This window comes from Koromonas humicola (assembly GCF_059726255.1).
On sequence record NZ_AP040873.1, the window covers coordinates 60,631 to 84,156 of the forward strand.

Genomic DNA, 23,526 nt, shown 5'->3' on the forward strand with positions numbered 1-23,526 from the left:
TAATCGGGAACATCCGTCAGAGGAATCCATCAGGGCTGGAGCTGGATCGTTTGCGGCTCGCCCGCCTTCTGAAAGGTTTCTGCGGAATTTCCGTAAGCTCCTAGAGGAGTTGAGGCTAATCTCCATGAATCGCAACTTTGCACGTTTGCTCCCGGCCATGGCGCTGGCCGCAGTACTCAGCGTTCCGGCCTTCTCCCAATCTGCTGCTCCTGCAGCTTCCGCAGCGCCTACAGTCGCAAAAGTAGGCATTGTGAACATTCAAGCTGCCATCGTGAACTCGAACGAAGGTCAGCGTGATTTTGAATCGCTGCAGAAGAAGTTCGACCCGAAGCGTTCCGAGCTTGAGAACCTGAACAAGGAAGTGGATGAGCTTCAGAAGAAGTTCAACACTCAGGGCGACAAGCTGAACGACGAAGCTCGCAACGACCTTCTCAAGCAGATTGACGCAAAGAAGAAGACCCTGCAGCGCAACTACGAAGACGCAAACAGCGACATTCAGGCACAGCAGAATGAGATCGCGAACCGCATCGGGCAGAAGATGGTTGAGACTCTGGACAAGTACGCCAAGGAAAACGCTTACACGCTGATCCTGGACGTCTCCAGCCAGTCGAGCCCGGTTCTATGGGCCGCCAACTCGGTCGATATCACTAAGGCCATTGTGGACGCGTACAACACGCAGTCCGGCGTTCCTGCTCCGGCGAAGCCTGCCGCTAAGACCGCCGCTCCTGCCGCCAAGACCGCCGCTCCTGCCGCCAAGACCGCACCGGCTGCTCCGGTAAAGAAGTAACGACCCAGAAAGAGCTTTAAGAAAAAAGGGCCGCCTGTAAATTCAGGTAGCCCTTTTCTTTGCTCAGAACTCCCACACTCGGCACAGAGTCGCTAGACCATAGCGAATCTCGAACTTCAAATACCAAGGTTAACGAGTTAGTAAATGAGAGCTGTGGAAAACATGTGAAGAATTGAGGAGAAACTCTGATTTAAGAACTGGTCTCAGTGCAGTTAGGCTTTTGCAGAACTGAGCGCTCGTCTATAAGCTGCACACAATAAACGGGATAAATTAATTGGCAGAAAATGCTTGACGACCAAACCGTTGGCACTCAACAAAAACTGCATCGCGAGGTTTTGCACACATCCATACTTGCCAATCTTGTCATCCCTTGTTCCTCGCCTTAGGATTTGTCGTCAATCTTCGTTCGCGCCGACTCGTAAAACGGCGAGGAAAGCTTCCTGTGGAATGTCCACTTTGCCAATCCTCTTCATGCGCCGCTTGCCCTCTTTTTGCTTCTCCAGCAACTTACGCTTACGCGAGATGTCGCCTCCGTAGCATTTGGCGATGACGTTTTTGCGCAGAGCGGCAACGGTTTCGCGAGCTACAATCTTGGCTCCAATGGCTGCCTGGATGGCCACTTCGAATTGCTGGCGCGGGATGAGTTCGCGCATCTTGGAAACCAAAGCCTTGCCGCGTTCGTAGGCGTAGTCGCGATGCACGATGATGGAAAGTGCGTCTACCGGGTCGCCTGCGACGAGAATATCAAGCTTGACCATCGGCGATTCCCAATAACCGGAGAGATGGTAATCGAGCGAGGCATAGCCGCGCGAAACCGTCTTGAGACGGTCGTAGAAGTCGAGAACAATCTCATTTAGCGGTAATTCGTAGGTGAGCATCACTCGGCTCGCGCCTACATACTCAAAGTTCTTCTGTTTGCCGCGTTTCTCTTCGACGAGTTTCAGAATGCCGCCCACGTATTCTTCTGCGGTGAGAATCATCGCGGTGATGATTGGCTCTTTGACAGTGTCGATCAGCGTAGGGTCGGGCCAGCGGGAAGGGTTATCAACTTCGATTGTCTCGCCATTGGTTAGCGTGACGTAGTAGCGCACGCTCGGGGCCGTGACAATCAGGTCGAGATTGTATTCTCGCTCCAGCCTCTCCTGGATGATTTCCATGTGGAGCAGGCCGAGAAAACCGCAACGGAAGCCGAAACCAAGTGCGGTTGAGCTTTCTGGTTCGAAGAAGAACGACGCATCATTGAGGCGAAGCTTTTCGAGCGCGTCGCGCAACAGGTTGTGCTCGTGTGAGTCCACGGTGTAGAGGCCCGCAAACACCATTGCCTTGATGTCTTCAAAGCCGGGCATAGCCTCGAGCGCGGGCTTGTCCGCGTCGGTGATGGTGTCGCCGATCTTCACGTCGGCTACTGTCTTGATAGTTGCGAAGAAGAATCCAACTTCGCCAGCGGTGAGTTCGTTGACCTCTTTCGCTGCAGGCGTCAACACACCCATGGTGTCAACAAGGAATGTCGTCCCCTTCGCCATCAACTCTATTTTCTGTCCCTTGTAGAGTCGGCCATTGACAACGCGCGCCAGCACCCCGACGCCGCGATAACTGTCGAACCACGAATCGAAAACCAGCGCCTGCAGCGGAGCATCTACGCTGCCCTTCGGTGGGGGAACTCGCTGCACGACGGCTTCGAGCACATCGACTACGCCTTGGCCTGTCTTGGCGCTGATGGGGATTGCCCCGGAGGCATCAAGTCCCACGGCGCTCTCAATCATTTCCTTCGTGCGCTCGATGTCGGAACTTGGCAGGTCAATCTTGTTGATGACTGGAATGATTTCGAGCCCGTGATTGATCGCGATATAGCTATTGGCGAGCGTTTGGGCCTCTACGCCCTGGGTCGCATCGACCACCAGCAGCGCGCCTTCGCATGATGCCAGCGAGCGCGAAACTTCGTAGGAGAAATCAACGTGCCCGGGCGTGTCGATCAGGTTCAGCTGATACGTCTGGCCGTCCTTGGCTGTGTACATCATGCGGACGGCGTGGGCCTTGATCGTGATACCGCGCTCGCGTTCCAGGTCCATGGCATCGAGCACCTGCTCTTGGCCGGCCATCTCGCGGGCGCTAAGGGAGCCGGTTATCTCCAGCATGCGGTCGGAGAGCGTGGTCTTGCCGTGGTCGATGTGCGCGATGATCGCGAAGTTTCGTATCAGAGTGCGGTCCATGATTTACTTTCGAAATGCCATTGCCCGCACGATTTGCGAGGCTACGCTGACGTTATTTTCCGATTCTATCACCTGCCTACGAAGGCGCCTTTTTGGCGCTACCAAGGCGAACTCGCGGTTGGCGATAGCGGATTTAAACTCTTTTGTAACCGGTTGGCGAGCGCTGGGGCAGTGCCCGCAACCTCCGGAGGAATTCGGGGTTCGAACAGCTTGTAAGGAGGGTACTTTGGCTAAACGAATTGCAACACTCCTGGCTTTACTGCTGGTGAGTGCCGCTGCATTTGCTCAAATCCCAAGTTTTGGAAACGTGTTTATTGGCTATTCCTACAATCACGGGGATACGGGTTTGAACAACCGAGGCAATCTCAATGGATGGGAGGGATCGCTCGAGGGCAAGTTTCTGCCGTTCATCGGAATCGTAGCCGACGTGAGTGCGCAGTATGGCACGCTTCGCGTTCCCGCATCGAGCTTTGGTACAAATGTCGATGCAAAGACTCGAGTGCAAAGCTACCTCTTCGGACCTCGTGTCTCGTTCTCTGTAGGGAAGATTCGTCCGTTCGCTCATATTCTGATCGGCGCCTCGCATTTGCACGAATCCACCGACTTTGGATCGGGTAGCGAAACCGGCTTTGCTAATGCCATCGGCGGCGGAATCGACTATCACTTGATTCCCCGTGTGAGTTGGAGACTGCAGGCTGATGATCTCCAGACCAGATTCCACGGTGGAAGGCAGGATGATGCACGAATCTCCACCGGGCTTGTCGTGAAGTTCTAAACGGCGATCCGATTCCGGAGGCGTCTGATCAAAGAGGGCCGGCAATGGCGTGGGTTTGCGCCTCTCATGCCGACCCTCAAGACATTTCTCTTTTGGATTTGAGCACGAGTGCGCGTATGCTTCCAGCGATCATCTGGAGGTGTACGCAATGTCCCTGGCAGATTTGCGAAAGTATGGAAGGGCCGAGATTCTCGTGCCGCTACTCATTGCTGGGGGAATGATTGCTGGACTGATGGGCTTTGTCAGCCTGGCACTGAGAGTATTCAACTTGGCGCAGAATCCTTTCGGACTTTCGGGCCTGACTCTGCTGTTCTGCGGCATCGGTGCGATTGCACTCGCAGAATTACTTGATCTTCTCGTGGAAATCTCCGCTCATCTGGCGGCGATCAGAACACAACTCGGCAAGGGAGTACTTGGGTTGCTGGGCTGAAGAGTATCGCTAGTGGGCTCCGGCTCCGAGCAGGCTGTAGGCGAGCACTACGAGTACGGCCAGCGTGAACCCCACGTACAGGTAATCGCGTTCACGCGCAAATGCGAACGCAGAGAATACAACACGCGCAATGGGCGTAGCGATCAGCAACAACATTCCTAGCTGGATGATGGCGCGCCCGCTGAACTGCTTTGTGCCATGAAGTATCCCTCTGATGCTGCGAAGCGGTGAGAGTTCTCCGTGAAAATTGGAGTAGTCAGCCGTGGCGTGTCCATGATGGGTGAGATAAACAGCTCCACCCACGAGAACAACAATGGCGGAAAGAATAACTCCCACACGTAGAAGCCGACCAATGAACTCTTCCATGCGCTGGTCGTCCATGTCGGAAGTCTTCATAGTTTCCCCGTTAGGCCATTGAAAATCATCTCAATCCCGAGCCCGACGATCACTGCACTAAAAACCAATCGCAACGAACGAGTCCGAGCTTTCACCAACACCTTTGCTCCGGTCATTGAGCCGGCTAGCGCCCCAAGAACGACCGGCATCGCAATACCTGGGTCTATATAGCCGCGAGCAAGATACAGTCCTGCACTGGCCGCTGCAGTAACGCCAATCATGAAGTTGCTCGTGGTGGTCGAAACTTTGAAGGGGATTCGCATCGCCTGATCCATGGCGAGTACCTTCACCGCTCCGGAGCCGATTCCGAGCAGTCCTGAGAGTGTCCCCGCGCCGAACATCAGACCAAAACCGAGCGGTATGCGATGCACCGTATAGCCCTGCATGCCATCAGCAGTTGGATATTCCCCATCGAGATGCAATGCCTTGGCCAGTGCGTCGCGACGCCCTTCAGTCTGATGAGGTGGTCGGGTGCGAAGGGAAAGATACGCCGAATAGAGCAGGACAAATCCGAACACAATTGCAATCGTCGAGGTAGAGACGTGTGTTGCGATCAACGCTCCAATGATTGCACCGACTGTTGTCGCTATCTCCAGAAACATGCCGATCCGCATATTGCTGAAGCCTTCGCGAACATAAGCAGCGGCAGCTCCGGAAGATGTCGCGATCACCGACACTAGTGACGCGCCAATGGCGTAACGCATATCAACGTGAAAGACGAGAGCGAGCAGAGGAACGATGACAACTCCACCGCCAAGTCCAGTGAGCGCGCCGAGGAATCCAGCGAGAAACGAACCGATCGCGAGGAATACGGTGAAGTGTAGAACTGTCATTTCAAGCTACTAGATTCAAAAACGCAATCGATGTCCTGCATGCGAGTCGCTAGCCTTCCCACACGAAGCCGTCAAATGTATGCACATGTTCGTATCCGAGACGTTGGTACAGCTCATAGGCTCGCTGATTCTCTTCCGTTACGGTAAGCGAAAGCTCACTAAAGCGTCGTGCCGTGAGGTCGGCGTAGCAGTAGCGGAGCAGATGCTCGCCAATCCCTTGGCCGCGATACTCGGGAAGAGTGCAGACCTGAGTGATGTGTCCCACGTCGTGACGAACACGAGAGCAAAGCAATAATCCCACCCGCGTGTGCGTTGGTCGATGAAACGCAACGAATGAAGATGTAGCGTCGAAGACTCCGCACCCCGGAAATCGAACGATATTGTTCAAGAAACGAAGAGAACCGGAGATAGTTCGATACTGATCGTTCACGTCGCTGTCCACGTGGTCGCGGTATGCGGCGGTGATGATGTGCGCTGCGGGTTGGTAATCCGCGTCGTTCCATCGATGTATCTCAATGTCGTGTGGAAGTTCGCGGTCAGGCACGATGTAGTTCGGGTCGATGGCGCGAGAGAGAAATAAACGCCGGTAGCGCCGGAATCCCTCTTCCAGAAAAGGGGCCGCGAGTTCACCGCTGGCATGGATGAGCAGTTGTGCTTCTACGCGATGTAAGCCAGGTGACTGCTGAAGTGTGCTGATCGCATGGCGCAACAACTCGAGCTCAATGCTGTGCCGGCGCTGGTGAGTGGAGTCGGTTGACTCCACATAGAGATCGCCGATGACGCCCTTAGCTCCTTCATAAACGAAGAAGCAGTAGCCGTGCACGCGTCCACGCTCGATAGCTGCGAAGCCGGGCAGAATACGTGAATCGGCGTAGCGCAGAATCATGTCTGCCGAGGAACGGTAGTCCCAGTGCAGGATGTTTCGCCAGACACCCACTTCCTCATCCATCAGGAAGCGCAGGTCTGTAGAAGCGAAATGGCGTAGATCGAGAATCTCCACTCTGCGTAGGGCCTCAGGCTTAGGTCGACTGCCCGGTTAAGTGTAACGGATGTGAAAAGGGAATGGGTAAGGATGGTTGCTGGAGGGGGGTGACGCAAGGTATGCTCCCCCTCCAGTATTAGTTAGTCGCCTTCAGGATGTACGCCTGCCGCAGACACTTCGTAAATCTCGATGTGTTGAGCCCGGTACGAGCCCAGGAACCGCATTCCACGATTTTGCAGCAGCAAGCTGAGTGCAGGGATCGATCCCTCGCGCGTCACAAGAATGTGCGAAGACGCGGGAATGCCTGCAGGTATCTCAAATACAGCAGGAGAAACCTCCAAGCCCTCGTATGGAACCACCCGGCGATCCAAATAGAAAGACAATCCAAACGCGGTGTTCCGACTCATATTGAACGTGGCTAGAGGCAAAGAGCCGGGCTGGTCAATGTGCTCAAGCAGTTCGGCCACGGGACGTGAGGATTGCGTCGCGTCCATTGTGGGTGCCAGAGCGCGCAGGAATAACCCAACCGCAAGGATCAGCGGCAACAAAGTGATGAAGCGCAGCATGCGCCATCCAGAGAAGAGCAGCGGCAGAGCGACAATCAGGAAGATAGTCGTGCCTGCAAAAGCCGCAGCCATTGTGCTGGCCGAAGTCGAATGAAGCTTGTACAGCAGGCGTGGAGCGATGAAGAAGGCTGCCCCGATCACGCCTAGCAAGGCAGCGTGTATCAGAATCGCAACACGGCTTGGACGCTCATCGCGACCGGCACGACGATGAACCGCCAAAGCGCCGAGGATTAGCAGAGGCGGAATCGAGGGAAGAATGTATCCCGGCAGTTTCGACCCAGACAGCGAGAAAAATACGATCGGAATCAACGCCCAGACGAACAGAAACGTCTCAAACACGTACGAAGGTTCGTCTTCTTGCAATTCGACGTCTTCGGATGAGTGGCTAACTCGCTCGCGCAGACCACGGAATCCATCCATCAGACCATGCAGAACCCACACCACCCATGGAAGCGTGGCGAGCAATACGACAGGGATGTAATACCAGAAGGGCTGCTTGTGGCGGTAAAGGTTGGAGCCGAAACGGGCTAGGTTGTTCTTTAGGAAGAAGACGCTGAAGAACTCCGGCGTGCGAAGCTGAACCAACACATACCACGGTGCGGCGATCAGCAGAAACACAAGAATGCCGATTGGATCGAGTGAGCGGAGAAGCAGTTTGAGATTCCGCTGACTGGCGCAAAACGCAATCAGGATGAATGCGGCCAAAGCGGGAGCGACAGGCCCTTTGGCAAGCATCGCCAATGCATTGAGCGAATAAAAGAGCACAAGCCAAATGCGGCAGGAGGCCAAGCGTGGTTCCCCACTGGCCCCCTTTTTTGTCGCATCGTACCAGCCATACCAAGCCAACAGCGACAGGCAGAAGGGTGCGGCCAGGAGCATGTCCGTGGCTGCAGCGCGTGCAAATCCAAGCATGAGGAGCGCGGAGGCTACGAAAAGCGCTGCGTCGAGACGCGCTGCGTGGCGAAAACGGCGCACGGCGAGGAAGGTTCCGAAGACGAGCAGGGTGGCGGCTAGGGCGGAGGGTACCCGGGCTGCCCAGTCCGAGACTCCGAAAGCGGTGTAGGAGAGCATCTCGCCCCAGTAGAGCAGGATGGGCTTCTCGAGCCAGGTGTGTCCGTAGAGCGTTGGCGTGACCCAGTCGTGTCGAGCCAGCATTTCGCGGGCGATTTGGGCATAGCGAGGTTCATCGGGTCCGAGGAGTCCGAACCCGGATAGGCGGAAGAAGAAGAATAGGCCACAGAGTCCGATGAGCAGCAGTAGCTCGCGAACGCGGTTCTGGTTGACTTGCATGAGGAACAGTGTAATTCAGTGCCACAAGTGAACCCGAGCACGAGACCGCGAGCAGGGAATTCGCTTACGGCTCGTCGCGGTAGATTGCGATCTGCGGCTTTCCGCCTTCTTGCAGCTTGGCACGGAACATTCCAGGGGTGTTGAAGCTCCAGGCAAGCTGGCCGTCGGGGGTGAGGGCTACGATTCCACCGTCCCCATGCATGGCCTTGAGCTGCTTCTGGATGACCTCGTCGGCGGCGGCTTGGAGCGACATTCCCTTGTACTGCACAAGAGCGCAGATAGTGCGGGCGACAGTGAGGCGGATGAAGTACTCGCCGGTTCCGGTGGCCGAAACGGCACAGGACTGGTTGGAGGCGTAGGTTCCGGCGCCGATAATAGGAGAGTCTCCAACACGGTTCCAGTGCTTGCCTGTCGTGCCTCCGGTGGAGGTTCCAGCGGCGACATTGCCCTGGAGGTCTAGCGCGACGACGCCGACGGTGCCGAACTTATGCGCATCGGGTGACTCGTACTGTGCGATCGGCTTCGGTGGAGCTGCTGGAGCGCCTTCGGGGCGCGGAGGAATCGGCAATCCCTGCTTTGTCAGCTCCTTTACGAGCGCCTGCCAGCGGTTCTCGGTGAAGAAGAAGGAGGGAGGTACTTGCTCAAGATGCAGGCTTGCCGCGAACTGATCGGCTCCAGGTCCGATGAGCATGACGTGCGGTGACTTCTCCATCACGGCGCGAGCAAGCGAGATGGGGTGACGCGTGTGCTGAACATCGGCAACGGCTCCAGCGCTCATCGTCTTTCCATCCATGATCGCGGAGTCGAGTTGATTCGTGCCGTCGGCGGCAAAGACCGCGCCGCGTCCGGCGTTGAACATAGGATTATCCTCGAGCTGCTTGATGGCTGCCTCAACTGCATCGAGCGCGGACCCGCCTTTGTCGAGGACGGCGGCAGCGGCATCGAGCGCCTGCTTGATTCCGGCGCGATAGTTGGCTTCGGCTTCGGGCGTCATGGAGTTGCGCTCAATCACGCCTGCGCCTCCATGAAGCACAATTGCCCATTTGCGCGGAGGAGGCGCGGATTGCGCGAAGAGACCGCCACACACGAGGACGATTCCGCCGACCAGAACGAGACGAGCTAACAGATTCATGCGGTTAGTTATACAACGTCGCGCGAGGGGTTCGTCATTATTCACGGATCGCTCAAGGCTGAGAAGAAAAAACTGCGGGCAATTCTGGCGGCAGATACCAGCCAGGATACCCCCCCCCATATTTCCCGCTAAAAATTTCAAAACAGAGGAGTTAGAGCACAATCATATGGCTCTAATGCTCTCTATTAAGGATAGCAAGATTGAGGCCTGATCCCCTCACTGTGGCTGCGAGTTTATTCCTTTGGACTTCAGTCATTTGCGGGGAATTTTTTGAAATTGGGGCTTGACACACTAACGAGATCGGCTGTGTCACGGGTGAAATGGTGCTTGAGGGACGAAGGCACTGGACGCGGTAGGTTTAGCTATGAGGCCCGCGTGAATCCGTTATGGCTAGATTGATCTGTGAGTGAAGTTTGTGACGAAAGCAGCGGATGTGTTTTCTTTGCTCAAGCGGGTTGCTCGATGCAATCAGTCCCAGAGTTGGAAAGCGCCAACTCTGGGCCACCCGCCGAATCAGCTGCACTCGCCTATAATGCGCGCATGAAATATCTTGCGATCGTCTTGCTGGTATGTGCTTGTGCTGTACCTTCGCATGGCGATCAAGTTGTTTGCTCTCCTACCGCGCTGTCCAATGCCGCGGGGCAAATTCATGCTCTTCAAGAACAACTTAAGCGCACTCAGGTAGAGGAGATGAACACAGCCGTCCCCGCACCCGCGAGGGAGCAGTTGGAACAACTTAAGGATGCTCTGGTTGTCGCTGCTGACGCCGTTCTCTCCTGTTCGCCGAAGACAGTTGATCCGGATCAATTGCAGCGCAAGATGGCTGAGGCCCTGAGTGCTAATCCGCCAGAGCCCCCCGAAAATACGATTATTCCCAAAGACGATCATCGGTTCGACGAAGCATTTCGTTCGTATGGGCACAACCTAAGAGTCCGAGTAACTCGACCGCACGGCACCGCCTCCCTGCTCGAACTCAATTTTTCTATCAACATAGAGTGCGGCAGCGACCAGATGCTGCTGCTTTACGAATTTAGAAATGATGAGTGGCAGCGGCTGATCCGCTGGCAGGCACCGCCCTTGAAGGAGGTGTCGGACGCATTTGGCGACTTCTTTCTCTCGGCGATCTTGTCCAATCCTGAACGGGGAGACTCAACACCGCGACTAGTCGTTATTCACGGAAAGCCTTGGTGCAGCTCTCGGTTCAGCGCGTTTGACATCGACGTTCTATCTCCCATCTCTGGTTCGAGTTCGCCGAAAGTGGTTTGGCACACTGAGAGAAGCTATTCCCGAGGCGACTTCGAGCCGAAAATTAAAGCATCCGGCAACACCTTCGAGTTCCGGATCAACGAGAGCGGCATGGACGTCGCTGCGTTTGAGCGGCGCGTTGTTTACCGGTATCGCGTGGACGATAACAGGGTTGAGCGGCTTCAGCCTATCGCTATAAACGCCCGAGGATTTGTTGAAGAGTGGCTCGCAGCACCATGGTCTGAGTCCCTGCTGTTTTCGGCGCAGAACTCGACCGACGCGCTGAAAGCCGTCCATCATCGATTCAAGCGTTCATCGCGGTCGGAAACCGAATACGAGTCGCAGACCTATGGACCGGTCAGAGGGTGTAAAGCTCAAGGGGTATTCCAAGTTCAGATCAATTCAACGCTGGAAAAGACCGTTCCCGGAAAGTCAGGCGGTGAATCCAGACCACTACCGCCGTTCTATTTCCGAGTGCGCGATATCAAAGTAGGGTATTTGATGCTCTCGGCGTCTATGAAACCCGATCCGACTTGTGGTGGCCCGAACTTGATGGCGCTACCGAAATAGATCACGCACGATTTGAATGTGAGATGGTGCCTAAGGGACACAGTCCCAGAGTTGGAAAGACGCCAACTCTGGGCTACCCGGGTTGCCGTATTCACGTCAGCCGCGACGTGCTGCCTCGATCGTCGCGACATCGATCTTTCTCATCGTCATCATCGCCTCGAAAGCACGCCGGGCTTCACTTCCACCGGCGGCGAGCGCATCGGTCAGGGCGCGCGGAGAGATTTGCCACGAGAGGCCCCAACGGTCCTTGCACCAACCACACGCGCTTTCCGTGCCGCCATTGCCGACGATCGCGTTCCAGTAGCGGTCCGTCTCCTCCTGATTGTCGGTCGCAACCTGGAAGGAGAAGGCTTCGCTGTGCTTAAAGGTCGGGCCGCCGTTGAGACCGAGACAGGGGATACCCAGGACGGTGAACTCCACGGTCAATACATCGCCCTTCTTTCCTCCAGGAAAATCGCCAGGGGCCTCGTGAACAGCAACCACTTTACTGTCCGGAAAGGTGGCGGCGTAGAATTGCGCCGCCTCATGCGCATCTTTGTCGAACCAGAGGCAAATCGTGTTCTTTGGCTTCATCTTCTAGTGTGCTCCGTATGCTCGAGTTGAAGGCGAATGCAGTTGTTCAGGGGGATTGGATGCGAGTACGCCCACAAAGCTTCGTGTTGCGAGATTCAATGAGCAGGAAAGCTGGATCATCATCCCAGAGTTGGAAAACGCCAACTCTGGCCACCGATTTGGGGGGCAATGGTCCGTTCTGATTCCGAATTCGGCCCGGCGCAAAACAGGTGGAAGGTCGCATCTAAGCTGGGTGCGAGGGCATATGAAAGAGACGGTTCCGGTGAAATCGGCCTCAGTGTTGATCGACGAGAGGATCAAAGAGTTAGGAGACTGGCGCGGCAAAATGCTCGCGAAGGTACGAGAGATCGTGCACAAGGCTGACCCTGAGATTGTCGAAGAATGGAAGTGGAGGGGGACTCCGACGTGGTACCACGGCGGCATCGTCTGCACGGGAGAGACATATAAGAATGTCGTCAAGATGACGTTTGCCAAGGGTGCTGCGTTGGAGGACCCTGCGCGGCTATTCAATTCCAGCATGGATGGAAATGTCAGGCGCGCAATTGATATTCACGAAGGGGATGCGATTGATGAAGCGGCGTTGAAGGAACTTATTCGTGCGGCGGTGGCGCTGAATCTTGAGGGCAAGAGCAAGTCTCAGAGAGCGAGCAGCAAGCGGGCAAGTTAGGTTGTTACTGCTCTCACATGAACTGAAAGACGACCGACTGGTGGAATCCCAGGTTAGCTCCGCTTCGCTCCGTGAACCTGGGCCACCCGAGTCTGGGAAGAAATTTCGTTAGAGAGATTTCGAATTGAGAGTCGAGGAGATGCAATCAGCCCCAGAGTTGGAAAAACGCCAACTCTGGGCCACCTGCCCAGGTTAACTCCGCTTCGCTCCGTGAACCTGGGGCACCCGAGTCTGGGAAGAAATTTCGTTAGAGAGATTTCGAGCTGTGAGTCGAGAGGATGCAATCAGCCCCAGAGTTGGAAAAACGCCAACTCTGGGCCACCCGCCCTGCCACCTGCCATCTGCCCCACAATCGCAGTGAGTAAACAGATGTCTAGGAGTGTTTAGTCACGTTGCGAAGCTTGTTCTATGGGCATGCAGAAGCACAAGCCATTACCGTCTGGATCAGTCACGGCAAACTCACGAAGTCCCCAAGTCTGATCAACTGGAGCAGTGTGAATTGGAGATTCTGGACGCAGGGTCGTGTCTAACCCGCGTTTGCGAAACGTCAGATAACGCTCGTCAACGTCGTTCACAAACACGCGTATCAGTGAACCGAAGGCACCATCTCCCGCATGGTGCGAGAGTTGGAGCTGGGCTCCGTCTCGAATTAGGTCAATGACTCCGTTGGCCATCTCGAGATCTTCGTGTCCGGGCCACACGCGTTCGAAGTCGAGAATTCTTGTGTAAAACTGCACGGATCTTTCTAAATCACTACACTTCAGCACAGGAACAATCTTCATCGCAGCTCCCGCATGCTAGATGGTGGGATGTCGAGCAGATGTAAACAGCCCCAGAGTTGGAAAGGCGCCAACTCCGGGCCACCTTTTGTTCGGCTATTGCTTGTAAACCACTCCGTTCTTCATCACGAAGCGAACGTTCTTTAGTACCGAGATGTCGGCCAGTGGATTGCCGGGGACGGCGATGATGTCGGCGTAGAAGTTGGGTTTGAGTTGGCCGATTTCGTTCTGCCATCCGAGAAGGCGAGCGCCATTGATGAGTCCGGCGCGAAGGGTGTCAGCGGGAGACATGCCGAATTGCACCATCAATTCGTATTCGCGGGCTTGCGTGCCGTGGGGGAAGGGGCCTACGTCGGAGCCAATGGCCATGGGGACTCCGGCCGCGAGCTGTTTCTTGAATTCCGCGACGTGGTAGTCGAACATAGCGCGGCGGCGCTGCGCGGACGCAGGTGAGTCGGCGTGGAGCGCGAAGTATTCCGAGATGGCGAAGGTCGGCACGGCGTAGATCTGCTTTTCGCGCATGATGCGCATGGTTTCCGGTGAGAGCTGGTCGGCGTGGTCGATGGATGCGACTCCGGCGCGAGCGGCAAAGAGCGTTCCGGGCTCCCCGGTGGCGTGGACTCCGACTCGGGTTCCGACGCGCGCGGTTTCAGCGACGGCTGCGGCAATCTGCGCCTCGGTGTACTGGTATGGCGTGGTGAATCGGCCGTCGACGAGTTGGTCACGTCCCGTTTCGTAAATCTTGATGAAGTCGGCACCTTCCTTGATTTGCTGGCGGATCACGCGGACGAGGTCGTCGGCGGTGTTGGCGTAGGTGGCGTTCGACGAGATGTGTTCGGCGGGATTGTAGTGGATGGCGTCTTCGTGTCCGCCGAGGATGTCGATTGCGTTGCCGCTGACGCGGAGGCGCGGGCCGGGGATGAGTCCGGAGTCGATGGCGTTGCGCACGGCGGTGTCGGCTGAGCCTGCGCCTTCGGTGCCCATGTCGCGCTCGGCGGTGAATCCGGCCATGAGGTCTTCGCGCGCGGCGGACGCGGCGATGAGAGTGCGCTCGGGGACCGACTCGACGACGGTCTGCAGGTCTTCGGCGCCGGGATGCAGGAAGAGATGAATGTGGGAGTCGATGAGGCCCGGCATCAGGGTGAGATTTCCGAGGTCGATGACCTTGGCTCCGGCGGGATGCGTGACTGACGGACCGGCTTCGGCGATGCGATTGCCTCGGATGAGAATTTCGCCGGGAGAGATGAGCGTGCCGTGTTCCACATCGAGCATGTGCGCGGCGTGCAGGACCGTGAGTTCGGGCTTGGCTTCGGTGGGCTGCTGCGCGACGAGTGAGGCGGCGAAGATGGCGATGAATAGCGAAGTCAGTGCGGATCGTAACGTGCGTGACATGCGCAAGATGGTAGCACGGTAACGAGAGGTGATTATCGCTTGCGTAACGTGAGTTGAGAGATGCAGGCAGTGTGCTCTCCTAGGTTAACGCCGCAAAAGTCGCGGCGCGAACCTGGGGCACCCGGCACCGGCAGAAATGGGGCACCCGCGTTTCTTGTGTATGTACTAGCTGCGTCCGCGGAATTTGATGATTTGGCGACGGTCGCGCTTGGAAGGGCGAGTGGGCGGGAGGATTTCCCATTCGGCAAGGGCGCGGCGTTCGGCAACGGCTTTCTTGCGCTGTTCAATGCTTTCTTCGCTCTCGCGATAGAGGGCTTGTGCGACGGGAGCAGGGCCGCGCACATCGCTCAGTCCGAGCACTTCGATCTGAAAGATGCCGCCGTCGTTTGTGACCTGGAGTTTGTCTCCAACGCGGATTTCGCGGGCGGGTTTCGCGGGCTGGCTGTTGAGCAGAATGCGTCCGAGTTCACAGGCCTTTGCGGCTAGCGAGCGGGTTTTGAAGAAGCGCGCGGCCCAGAGCCACTTGTCGATGCGTACCGAGGTCATGTGCTTATTTTCCTACAGAACAGCGTTTTGAGCAGGGTGGGTACTTCCATTCATTGTTTGTCCGTGATTCGGATTTGGGATGGTGATTGTCCTTCGGTTTTCGATTCTGTAGCAGAGATACACGACAGTTCAGGGAGCGGGGTATATTCTGAGCTGCTCATTCTTTCCTCAGTTCCGAGCGTTGTTATAGCGTCGTTCACTCAACTGCATCTGTGCGGGAGCGAGTCGCATGATAAGACTTCGGAAGTTTTCTGTTCTGTTCGCGTTTCTGTTTCTCTTCATATCCTTCACACAGGCGCAGGACCTCAAGTCGTTTGAAAAGCGCATCACGGTCAAGACTCTGGACAACGGATTGACGGTGATCGTTTGCGAGAGGCCCGAAGCTCCTGTGTTCTCATTCTTCACCAATGTCGATGTGGGATCAGACCGCGAGGTGCCGGGTATAACGGGCTTGGCGCACATGTTCGAACACATGGCCTTTAAGGGCACGGACAAGATCGGCACTAGCAACTATGCCGAGGAGAAGGTCGCGCTTGAGAAGGTGGAGCAGGCGTACCAGGCATTCGATAAAGAGCGCCGCAAGGCAGTAGGCCGCGACGAGAAGAAAGTCGCGCAGTTGGAAAAGGACTGGAAAGACGCGATTCAGGCTGCTCAGAAGTATGCAGTCGAAAACCAGTTCGGCAGGATCGTTCAGGAGAACGGCGGCGTTGGTTTGAACGCATTCACCTCGAACGAGCAAACGGGATACTTCTATTCACTGCCGTCGAATCAGGTCGAACTGTGGGCGTATCTCGAGTCGGAGCGTTTTCTGCATCCAGTGATGCGCGAGTTCTACAAAGAGCGGGACGTTGTTTACGAGGAGCGGCGGTTAGGTGAGAGCCAGCCGATGGGACGCCTGATGGAAGAGTTCCTCGGCGTGGCATTCATCGCGCATTCGTATGGTCGGCCTGTTGTGGGATGGCCTTCGGATCTTGAGTCGTTCTCCGAGACAGATGCTGAGAAGTTCTATAAAACGTACTACGTTCCTTCGAACATGGTGCTGACGGTCGTTGGAGACGTGAAGTCGAGCGAATTGATGCCGGTGATCGAGAAGTATTTTGGACGCCTGCCAGCCGCGCCAAAGCCGGATCCAGTGCGCACGGCCGAGCCTCCGCAGAAGGCAGAGCGCGTCGTGATCTTGCATGAAGCGTCGCAGCCAATGTTCCTTGAGGGCTATCACAAGCCCGATGCGAAGGACAAAGACAGTGCCGTGTATGACGCGCTGGAGGACCTGCTGTCGAATGGCCGGACTTCGCGCCTGTACCGTTCGCTCGTAAGGGATAAGAAGATCGCGCGCGACACGGCGGGCTTCAACGCATTCCCAGGGCGCAAGTATCCGAACCTGTTTGCTTTCTATGCAGAGCCGACACCCGGACACACTGCGGCAGAGGTTCGCGATGCGGTGCATGCGGAGATTGATCGGCTGAAAAAAGAAGAAATCACGGACGACGAACTTCAGATGGTGAAGGCTCGCACGAAGGCCGATCTGCTGAGGCAATTGGGCAATAACTTTGGGTTGGCGATGCAGTTGGGCAATGCGCAAACACTCTTTGGCGATTGGCGGGAACTGTTCCGGCAAGTGGACCGCATCGACGCTGTCACGAAGGCTGACATTCGCCGCGTGGCGAGCGCCACATTTGTCGAGTCGAACCGCACGGTGGGATTGATTGAGTCGACCAAGCTTGCGCAGTCGGCTACTGCCGCGAAGGAGGCGCAATAATGAAGCGTCTTTCAAGAATTGCACTGACGATTGTGGTTTCGTTGCTGGCGTTTGTTCCCGTGGCGCAAGGTCAGGCTACGGATTACAAGCAGATTCAGGCGCCTCCGCTGCATGCTTTTAAGCCGCAGGTTCCGAAGCGGATTCAGCTGGCTAACGGGATGGTGATTTTCCTGCAGGAAGATCATGAACTGCCATTTGTTCGTGGTACGGCGAGAATTCGCGGCGGCTCGATTGATGAGCCGGCGGAAAAGTCTGGTCTGACGTGGATCTACAGTCAGGTATGGCGCAATGGCGGCACGAAGGACAAGACGGGCGACCAACTGGATGACTATTTGGCGATGCGGGCGGCAAGTATTGAGATCACTGGCCGCCGCGATTCGAACTTCGCCAGTTGGGACTGCTTGAAACAGAATTTCGACGAAGTGTTCGGAGTTTATGCCGAACTGTTGCGAAATCCTGAATTCCGCGAAGACAAGATTCCCATCTCGAAGAACCATGTGACCACTTCGATCGCTCGGCGCAACGATACACCGTTCGAGATTTCATCGCGCGAAGCCGCGAAACTGGTTTATGGCGAGAAGAACCCATACGCCATCGTGCCGGAGTATGCCACGGTGGCACGGATTACCCGCCAGGACCTGATCGACTGGCACAAGCAGTACGTTCATCCGAACAACATCATTCTGGGTGTGGTGGGCGACTTCGATTCGAAGGAAATGGAGGTCAAGCTGCGGAAGGCCTTCGATTCTTGGCCAAAAGGGCCTGCGGCACAGAAGACCAAAATCACCTTCCCGGGACCGAAGCCCGGAGTGTACTTTGCTCCGAAGGATGACGTCACGACCAGCATCGTGCGCATGCTAGACAACGGCACGAGGTTCGACGATCCGGACTACTACGCACTGGAAGTGTTCAACCAGTTTTTCGGCGAGGGATTCTCGTCGCGATTGTTCAGCAACATACGTTCGGTGAAGGGGCTGGCTTACGCGGTGGGTGGCGCTGTGCAGGCGGACTACGACCATCCCGGCATGCTGACCCTATATGTGGCGACCAAGAGCAAATCCACTGCGGCGGCGATTGATGCCTTGTATGCGGAAATGGACGGATTGAAGAGTAATCCGGTCACGCCAGACGAACTGGAGAAGGCTAAGAAGTCTCTGCTGAACTCTTTCGTGTTCCGTTTCGCGTCGAAGCAGGCAGTAATGAGCGAGAGAATGACGTACGAGTTCTACGGCTATCCTTCGGATTTCCTGGAGAAATACCGTTCCGGGATCGAAAAAGTGACTGCCGCCGACATCTCCCGCGTCTCCCAGAAGTACATGAAAAAAGACCGAATGGCCGTTCTGGTGGTTGGGAAGGCCAGCGAGTTTGATCGGCCCTTGGCATCGTTTGGCACGGTAACCACTCTGGACATCTCGATTCCAGCGCCGGGAGCCGTGTCTAAGTAGCTCAAACGAATACCTTCTGTTAAGGCCCGGGCAAGTACGCCGGGCCTTTTGTTGCGTGTTGCGATAGGAGGTTAACCAGAATGGAACGTAGCCTCTTAAGCTTGGGCCAAGGGCTCGGGGGAATGTCTGGAGCCTGATAGAATTCAGGGGTTTACAGTCTCTCGGACCGGTTCAAGGATTGGCGTAGCCAGAGGCGCTTTGCTCTCCCACGTTAGCCGCGCACGAAACGCGCGCCGAAGCTGGGGCACCCGCTGATACAGCAATCCAGAAACCTCTCCAGTGAACTTTTTGCGCTGAAATTTCGTATTAAGTCAGCATGGCCGCTAGTTCGCCCATGCTGACTCTGTTCACGGCTGCTCAAAGCCGTCAGGCGGAGGCTCGGGTGGAAGAGGCACAAGTCGTTGCACAACTTGTACGCCGCTGTGCATCCGGTGACACTGTCGCCTGGGAAGAACTCGTCCAGCGCTTTCATCGTCGCGTGTACAACATCTGCTACCGATTCGCGGGTTCGGCGGACGATGCGCAGGATTTGACCCAGGAAGTTTTCATCAAAATCTTTCGTACGGTGAGCAGTTTCGACGGCGAAAAGGCCTCTTTCAATACCTGGGTGACCACCGTAGCCCGTAACCTGCTGGTCGATCATTTCCGAAAAACCCGAAACGACCGGGCGACCGACTCTATCGATTCGCTGCAAACGGAGGATGAGGACGGGCCGACGTTGGCTGACAGGCTGGCCTCGGGCGCTTCGGGCGCTGACGCTCATGTGGAAAGCCGTGAACGGCGGGAAATGGTGCATCGGGCTTTGCAGCAGATCTCTCCAGACCTGCGCGAGGCGGTCATCTTAAGGGATTTGCAGGATATGGACTATCGCGAGATAGCCCAAGTGCTGAAAGTGCCTGAAGGAACGGTAAAAAGCAGAATCAATCGTGGCAGGGCGGAACTGGCGAGGCTGTTGCAGCGTACTTATAAACAAGCCCTGTAACCCGGATGGGTGATGGATCCGGTAGCTTGAGAGCTAACAAGGCGAGGGGTGAATTGAGATGTTGGGCGAAACAAAACCCGAGATGCAGTGCACAGAGTTCGACGCTCTGCTGGCGGAGGCAATCGACGGCACGCTGACGGGTGAGCGGCGTGAACGCTTCGAGCGGCATAAGTCGGAATGCGTCGCGTGCGGCACGATGTACGCCGAAGTCGTGAGTGGATTGGCGTGGCTCAGCGAGGTCGAGGAGGTCGAGCCTCCACGAAACCTGGTACACAACATTCTGGTTGCCACCAGTGGCGCAGCCGAGAAGGCGGCCAAGGCCGAGCCAAAGCGTTCGGTGTGGCAGCGCTTAATCACGCAGACGCGCATTGTGTTTGCGCCCGTGATGACGCCGCGTTTCGGAATGTCGATGGGTATGGCGTTCTTCTCCATCACCCTGGTATTGAACATGGCCCAGATCCGGATCAAGGATCTGACGCCTCACAACCTGAGTCATACGTTTTATAGCAGTCAAAACAAGCTGATGAAATATTACGAGAATATGCGCCTGGTGTACGAGATTGAGTCGCGAGTGCGGGACCTGCGGAACGCTACGGATGAGAGCGAGCGCGAACAGAGGAACCGTCACAATGACAAGAACAATCAGACCCAGGAGCAGAACCAGAACAGCGAGCCAGATCGGCGTCAGCACCGTGAATTCAGTCTCGGTCAGAACGTTGTCATGCAGGCATCGTTGAATGGAGGTGAGCCGCAATGGATGGCTCATCCCGGCATACTTGCGAAGCAGAGGAGAGAGATATGAACTGCGCACAACACCCCGACGCGGCAGCGGTAGCTTACTGTCGCACCTGTGGCAAGGCGCTCTGCGAGGTATGCAAACGCGATGTGCAGGGAACGATCTTCTGCGAATCCTGCCTGGCGGCCCGGATTAATCCCGGTGTGGGAAATTTCGGAACGGGCGCGGGCACGTATGGACCTTCGGCCGGAGCAGTACCGCCTCCGCCGCGCGCTCCTGAGGATGCGAGCCCAGGATTGGCTTTTGTGCTGGGTTTCATCCCTGGCGTGGGTGCGTTTTATAACGGCCAGTTCTTAAAGGGATTCGTACACGTCATTGTATTGGCTACCCTGATCTGGATGTCGGATCACGGCATGGGCGGTTTTGCCGGCCTGTTGATTGCGGCATGGTTCTTCTACATGGTCTTCGACGCCTGGTCAACGGCCAAGGCGCGCAGATACGGGCAGCCTCTGCCTGACCCACTGGGCCTGAACGCAATGTTCGAGTCGCGTGAGGGCACGTTCCGCGATCGTATGGAGCACGCGGGCGAGCAGATGGGAACGCGCATGGAGAACGTTGCGCGGGAATTCGGGCACCATTGGCAGAATGCGGGCGGAGCGACTCCTGGGAGCACGCCGGGTACGCAGGCAAATGTTGCACCTAACGCGGAAGGTGCTCCGAGCGCAACCGCAACGGGTGAGGCGCCAGGTGCTGGTCCGCAGGGTACGTACTACGCCGGGCAGGAGGGGACGTACTACACGGCTCCAAGCTATCCGCCTCCGCCAAAGGAGCGCGACCGCAATCCGGTGGGAGCAATCATTCTGATCGGGCTGGGCGTGATCTTGCTGATGGCGAATCTCGGCTGGTTCAGCTTCAACTGGGTTATGCACTTCTGGCCGGTAATCCTGATCACGATTGGTGTTTGGCTCTTCGTCAGACGCCAGCGTGAGGCACGGTGAGGAGGCGGCTATGAGCTACTATCGACCGAATCCTGCATGCAGATGTGGCCGTTGCAGTACGCACGGCCTGACCGGGCCAGCCGTGCTGATCACCATTGGCATTCTGTTCTTGCTGGCCAATATGGCCGACTATCCGTTTCACCGTACGTGGCCGATTCTGCTGATCGTTGTTGGTGCAATCAAAGTGGTCCGGTATGTGTTGCCCGCGAGCGGGCACGTGAACCCCGGGCAGTATGCGCCTCCGTACATGGCGCACTACGGGGCGCAGTATGACGCGGCCCCGAATCCGGGTGCAGCCCAAGGCCCGATCGTGACTCCGCCACCAGCCCCGATTGCGGGTGCCTTGGGGAGCGGCAATGCTGAGAAGGAGGCGCACAATGGCTAGCCCTGCTCCGGTGTACGTTCCTCCTCCGCCTCGTCGGAGATCGATTGTAGGACCGCTGATCCTGATCGTGATTGGCGTGTTGTTCCTGCTCAGGAATTTCGGGTACACGATCCCGCTGTTCCACTATTTTGTGAAGTATTGGCCTCTGCTGCTGGTTCTGGTTGGCTTGGTGCGACTGGCAGAGTTTTTTGCGGCACGCAGCGCAGAGCGTCCGGTGCCAGCGTTGGGCGGAGGTACGATCTTTCTTCTGATTCTGGTGATCATGGTTGGCGGCGGGATGAGCGCCGCGTTCCATGGCCGCAATGACATTAACTGGGGCAATATTCGCGACAACGTCGATGTGGATCAGGATCTGCTGCATTTGTTCGGCAGCGAGTACACCTATGACGGCGAGCTATCGCAGGATCTGCCCGCCAACGGCGCAGTACGGCTCACTCTGGATCGCGGCAACATCACGGTAAACAACTGGGATCAGCCGCAGGTCAAGGTCGTGTACCACAAGCGCATCTTCGCTGGTAGCCAGAACGAAAGCAACTCGACGAACGGTGCGACCATGCCAAAGATTCAGGTGCAGGGACGTGTGCTCGACATTCAGGGCAACACGGAGGGCGCCGGTCCGAAGGGTGTGGCATCCGACCTCGAACTGTTCGTGCCGGTGAAGGCTGACCTGGAGATCACTCAGCGACGCGGCGACATTTCGGTGACGCAGCGCACGGGCGATATCAAAGTGAACTCGGATCGCGGTGACGTGACACTGGATCAGGTTACGGGAAATGTGAACGTGGTGAGCCGTCATGGTTCGCTGCACGCCATGAACATCAGCGGCAACGTCAACGTGGATGGCCGCCTTGACGACCTGTCGCTCGACACGGTGTCTGGAACAGTGTTCGTCACGTCCGACATCTTTGGCGATACTCGGCTTTCGAAGCTGGCGAAGGGGGTCACGATTCGCACTTCAAGGACCGATCTGCAGTTCGCAAAGCTTGATGGCGACCTGACGATGGATTCCGGCGATCTGCAGGGCGATGGATTGCTTGGCCCAGTGGCGCTTACGACCAAGGCGAAGGATGTCAATCTGCGCAATCTGAAGGGCGACGTCCGAATCAACGATGACCGAGGCGACATAAACCTGGAAAACAATTCCGCCGCCGCGCTCGGGAATCTCGACCTGACGACGCATCACGGAGATGTGCACCTGAGGCTTCATCCGAAGGCGAACTTCCAGTATCAGGCAGTGACGCATCACGGCGACATCAACAATGAGTTTGACAACAACCGGGCGATGGGGAGGAACAATGTCTCCAGTGCTTCGGGAACGGTGGGTAAGGGTGGCGTGAAGATCAATGTCACTGCGGATACCGGCGACATTGAGATAAGCAAGCTGGACGGCTCTGCACCCGAAAGCCCTGAGCCTTCGGCGAAACCTCCCAAACCACCAAAGCCGCCTAAGGCGGGCAAGAAGGTTGGAGATGTCGAGGTGATGTAAGAATTTGCTGCAAGCAAAACCGGAGAGCTAAGCTCTCCGGTTTTCTTTTTGCCTGAGAAATGCGGATACAGATCAACCGAAGTTGATGGGGTGCTTGCCAAGCCAGTGCGAATCACGGGTGGTACCCATGTTGCGCATGGCTCCACGGGCGATTCCTGAGGAGAGCTGACGAGTGTCCCACGCCACGCCGGCAGTAAAGCCTACGACGGCACCGACAATGCTGAGAGCAGCAACTGCGGCTGGCTTTGGTTTACGCCGCTGCACCAGAACGCCGCAGAGAGCGCCAATGCCCGCACCTGCGAGGGTAGGCGCCCAGGAGGCACGCACGGAACGTCCGAGAACCTCGCCGACGCGCTGGCCTTCCAGCACCAGTTCATAAGCGGCGCGCGCACCGCTCCATCCTGAGCCCGCGAGATCGCGGCCGTATTCGACTTCTGATTTCAGCCAATCACCAATTTTCATGCCCATCCCCGTTGCTGCCAGGAAATTCAGTACAGATGAAATTTGATAGTACCTCTGAGCGTGAGAAAGCGAAAGCGGTCACGAGCAGAGAACGTTACCT

At 56.5% G+C, this 23,526-nt stretch carries 23 protein-coding genes; 12 read left to right on the forward strand and 11 right to left on the reverse strand.

From position 1 onward, the window contains the following. Positions 1–124 precede the first annotated feature (124 nt). A complete protein-coding gene (locus tag AC6IZD_RS00280; protein ID WP_497785664.1) occupies positions 125–787 on the forward strand; it encodes an OmpH/Skp family outer membrane protein in 663 nt (220 codons plus the stop codon). Positions 788–1,182: 395 nt separating this feature from the next. On the opposite strand, the gene lepA is transcribed toward AC6IZD_RS00280, so the two are convergent. After that, the gene (lepA, locus tag AC6IZD_RS00285; protein ID WP_497785666.1) at positions 1,183–2,997 is read right to left on the reverse strand and encodes a translation elongation factor 4; all 1,815 of its coding nucleotides are present in this window, start codon (positions 2,995–2,997) and stop codon (positions 1,183–1,185) included. A gap of 226 nt (positions 2,998–3,223) precedes the next feature. Here lepA and AC6IZD_RS00290 point away from each other — a divergent pair, with 226 nt between their 5' ends. Together AC6IZD_RS00290 and AC6IZD_RS00295 are read left to right on the forward strand one after the other, a co-directional pair. Next, entirely contained in the window at positions 3,224–3,772 is a 549-nt protein-coding gene (locus tag AC6IZD_RS00290; protein WP_497785668.1) for an outer membrane beta-barrel protein, read from the forward strand. 148 nt (positions 3,773–3,920) lie between these two features. After that, positions 3,921–4,202, forward strand: coding sequence for a hypothetical protein (locus tag AC6IZD_RS00295; protein WP_497785669.1), 282 nt, complete (start codon positions 3,921–3,923; stop codon positions 4,200–4,202). Between the two features lie 9 nt (positions 4,203–4,211). Here AC6IZD_RS00295 and AC6IZD_RS00300 read toward each other — a convergent pair whose 3' ends face one another. The 5 genes from AC6IZD_RS00300 to AC6IZD_RS00320 form a co-directional block, all read right to left on the reverse strand. Then, on the reverse strand, positions 4,212–4,598 hold the full coding sequence (locus AC6IZD_RS00300; RefSeq protein WP_497785671.1) for a DUF1634 domain-containing protein: 387 nt from the start codon (positions 4,596–4,598) through the stop codon (positions 4,212–4,214). Then, a complete protein-coding gene (locus tag AC6IZD_RS00305) occupies positions 4,595–5,431 on the reverse strand; it encodes a sulfite exporter TauE/SafE family protein (RefSeq protein ID WP_497785672.1) in 837 nt (278 codons plus the stop codon). Before AC6IZD_RS00305 ends, AC6IZD_RS00300 begins: the two co-directional genes overlap by 4 nt. Before the next feature lie 49 nt (positions 5,432–5,480). Further along, entirely contained in the window at positions 5,481–6,431 is a 951-nt protein-coding gene (locus tag AC6IZD_RS00310) for a GNAT family N-acetyltransferase (protein ID WP_497785674.1), read from the reverse strand. 122 nt (positions 6,432–6,553) lie between these two features. Then, complete coding sequence (locus tag AC6IZD_RS00315) at positions 6,554–8,269, reverse strand: glycosyltransferase family 39 protein (protein WP_497785676.1); 1,716 nt, start codon at positions 8,267–8,269, stop codon at positions 6,554–6,556. Positions 8,270–8,333: 64 nt separating this feature from the next. Next, positions 8,334–9,401, reverse strand: a complete 1,068-nt coding sequence (locus tag AC6IZD_RS00320; RefSeq protein WP_497785677.1) for an isoaspartyl peptidase/L-asparaginase family protein — start codon at positions 9,399–9,401, stop codon at positions 8,334–8,336. A gap of 690 nt (positions 9,402–10,091) precedes the next feature. On the opposite strand from AC6IZD_RS00320, the gene AC6IZD_RS00325 reads away from it, so the two are divergent. Next, the gene (locus AC6IZD_RS00325; RefSeq protein ID WP_497785679.1) at positions 10,092–11,216 is read left to right on the forward strand and encodes a hypothetical protein; all 1,125 of its coding nucleotides are present in this window, start codon (positions 10,092–10,094) and stop codon (positions 11,214–11,216) included. A 96-nt stretch (positions 11,217–11,312) separates the two neighbouring features. Here AC6IZD_RS00325 and AC6IZD_RS00330 read toward each other — a convergent pair whose 3' ends face one another. Beyond that, entirely contained in the window at positions 11,313–11,789 is a 477-nt protein-coding gene (locus AC6IZD_RS00330) for a VOC family protein (protein WP_497785681.1), read from the reverse strand. Positions 11,790–12,033: 244 nt separating this feature from the next. On the opposite strand from AC6IZD_RS00330, the gene AC6IZD_RS00335 reads away from it, so the two are divergent. After that, a complete protein-coding gene (locus AC6IZD_RS00335; RefSeq protein WP_497785682.1) occupies positions 12,034–12,456 on the forward strand; it encodes a DUF1801 domain-containing protein in 423 nt (140 codons plus the stop codon). Positions 12,457–12,839: 383 nt separating this feature from the next. On the opposite strand, the gene AC6IZD_RS00340 is transcribed toward AC6IZD_RS00335, so the two are convergent. The 3 genes from AC6IZD_RS00340 to AC6IZD_RS00350 all read right to left on the reverse strand — a co-directional run bounded on the left by AC6IZD_RS00340 (position 12,840) and on the right by AC6IZD_RS00350 (position 15,173). Next, positions 12,840–13,238 carry a bleomycin resistance protein gene (locus AC6IZD_RS00340; RefSeq protein ID WP_497785684.1) on the reverse strand — a complete coding sequence of 133 codons (399 nt, stop codon included), beginning with the start codon at positions 13,236–13,238 and terminating at the stop codon, positions 12,840–12,842. A 93-nt stretch (positions 13,239–13,331) separates the two neighbouring features. Beyond that, positions 13,332–14,627, reverse strand: a complete 1,296-nt coding sequence (locus AC6IZD_RS00345) for a metal-dependent hydrolase family protein (RefSeq protein ID WP_497785685.1) — start codon at positions 14,625–14,627, stop codon at positions 13,332–13,334. Positions 14,628–14,792: 165 nt separating this feature from the next. Beyond that, positions 14,793–15,173, reverse strand: a complete 381-nt coding sequence (locus tag AC6IZD_RS00350; RefSeq protein WP_497785686.1) for an RNA-binding S4 domain-containing protein — start codon at positions 15,171–15,173, stop codon at positions 14,793–14,795. Between the two features lie 229 nt (positions 15,174–15,402). On the opposite strand from AC6IZD_RS00350, the gene AC6IZD_RS00355 reads away from it, so the two are divergent. From AC6IZD_RS00355 to AC6IZD_RS00385, 7 genes are all read left to right on the forward strand, one after another. Beyond that, complete coding sequence (locus AC6IZD_RS00355) at positions 15,403–16,932, forward strand: M16 family metallopeptidase (RefSeq protein ID WP_497785687.1); 1,530 nt, start codon at positions 15,403–15,405, stop codon at positions 16,930–16,932. Then, positions 16,932–18,377: a M16 family metallopeptidase gene (locus AC6IZD_RS00360; RefSeq protein WP_497785688.1), complete on the forward strand. Its 1,446-nt coding sequence runs from the start codon at positions 16,932–16,934 to the stop codon at positions 18,375–18,377. Before AC6IZD_RS00355 ends, AC6IZD_RS00360 begins: the two co-directional genes overlap by 1 nt. A 334-nt stretch (positions 18,378–18,711) precedes the next feature. Next, complete coding sequence (locus AC6IZD_RS00365; RefSeq protein WP_497785689.1) at positions 18,712–19,359, forward strand: RNA polymerase sigma factor; 648 nt, start codon at positions 18,712–18,714, stop codon at positions 19,357–19,359. A 58-nt stretch (positions 19,360–19,417) separates the two neighbouring features. Then, on the forward strand, positions 19,418–20,161 hold the full coding sequence (locus AC6IZD_RS00370) for an anti-sigma factor family protein (protein ID WP_497785690.1): 744 nt from the start codon (positions 19,418–19,420) through the stop codon (positions 20,159–20,161). Beyond that, positions 20,158–21,093, forward strand: coding sequence for a LiaI-LiaF-like domain-containing protein (locus AC6IZD_RS00375; RefSeq protein ID WP_497785691.1), 936 nt, complete (start codon positions 20,158–20,160; stop codon positions 21,091–21,093). The genes AC6IZD_RS00370 and AC6IZD_RS00375 overlap by 4 nt, the downstream gene beginning before the upstream one ends. A 10-nt stretch (positions 21,094–21,103) precedes the next feature. Beyond that, a complete protein-coding gene (locus AC6IZD_RS00380; RefSeq protein WP_497785692.1) occupies positions 21,104–21,478 on the forward strand; it encodes a LiaI-LiaF-like domain-containing protein in 375 nt (124 codons plus the stop codon). After that, a complete protein-coding gene (locus AC6IZD_RS00385) occupies positions 21,471–22,964 on the forward strand; it encodes a DUF4097 family beta strand repeat-containing protein (protein WP_497785693.1) in 1,494 nt (497 codons plus the stop codon). The genes AC6IZD_RS00380 and AC6IZD_RS00385 overlap by 8 nt, the downstream gene beginning before the upstream one ends. Positions 22,965–23,036: 72 nt before the next feature. Here AC6IZD_RS00385 and AC6IZD_RS00390 read toward each other — a convergent pair whose 3' ends face one another. Next, positions 23,037–23,426, reverse strand: a complete 390-nt coding sequence (locus AC6IZD_RS00390; RefSeq protein WP_497785694.1) for a hypothetical protein — start codon at positions 23,424–23,426, stop codon at positions 23,037–23,039. Between the last annotated feature and the right edge of the window lie 100 nt (positions 23,427–23,526).